1 protein-coding gene is annotated in these 1110 nt (G+C 42.9%); it reads left to right on the top strand.

Translation table 11 applies throughout. The features are described 5' to 3' along the window. Positions 1-1076: elongation factor Tu (gene tuf, locus BM739_RS19825; protein ID WP_076543319.1), on the top strand; the 1076-nt coding region annotated here is incomplete at its 5' end. Positions 1077-1110 lie beyond the last annotated feature (34 nt).

Raw genomic sequence — 1110 nt, 5'->3', positions numbered from 1 at the left:
CAAAAGTATATGGTGGTGAAGTTAAAGATTTCGCACAAATCGATAACGCTCCAGAAGAGCGTGAGCGCGGTATTACAATTAATACTTCTCACATCGAATATGACACACCAACTCGTCACTACGCACACGTAGATTGTCCTGGTCACGCCGATTATGTTAAAAACATGATTACTGGTGCTGCACAAATGGACGGCGCTATCTTAGTAGTTGCTGCTACAGATGGTCCAATGCCACAAACACGTGAGCACATCTTGCTTTCACGTCAGGTTGGCGTACCTTTCATCATCGTATTCATGAACAAATGTGACATGGTTGACGATGAAGAACTACTTGAATTAGTAGAAATGGAAGTTCGTGAACTTCTTTCTGAATATGACTTCCCAGGTGATGACTTACCAGTTATCCAAGGTTCTGCACTTAAAGCACTTGAAGGCGAAGCAGATTGGGAAGCTAAAGTTGTTGAACTAGCTGAAGCTTTAGATACTTATATCCCAGAGCCAGAGCGTGACATCGATAAGCCATTCCTACTTCCAATTGAAGATGTATTCTCAATTTCAGGTCGTGGTACTGTTGTTACTGGTCGTGTTGAGCGTGGTATCATCACAGTAGGTGACGAAGTAGAAATCGTTGGTGTTAAAGACACAACTAAAACGACTTGTACTGGTGTTGAAATGTTCCGTAAGCTTCTTGACGAAGGTCGTGCTGGCGAGAACTGTGGTGTACTTTTACGTGGTACTAAGCGTGATGACGTTGAACGTGGTCAAGTATTAGCTAAGCCAGGTACAATCACTCCACATACAACTTTCGAATCAGAAGTATACGTACTTTCGAAAGAAGAAGGTGGACGTCACACTCCATTCTTCAAAGGTTACCGTCCACAGTTCTACTTCCGTACAACTGACGTAACTGGTACTATCGAGCTTCCAGAAGGCGTAGAAATGGTAATGCCTGGTGATAACATCAAAATGGTTGTTACACTAATCTACCCAATCGCAATGGATGACGGTTTACGTTTCGCTATCCGTGAAGGTGGCCGTACTGTTGGTGCTGGTGTTGTAGCTAAAATCGTTGCTTAATAGCGCCTTTAGTTAACACATTTAGTTAACACAT

This window comes from Shewanella sp. UCD-KL21 (genome assembly GCF_001957135.1).
GTDB lineage: Bacteria > Pseudomonadota > Gammaproteobacteria > Enterobacterales > Shewanellaceae > Shewanella.
This window is presented reverse-complemented; position numbering and strand designations above follow the sequence as displayed.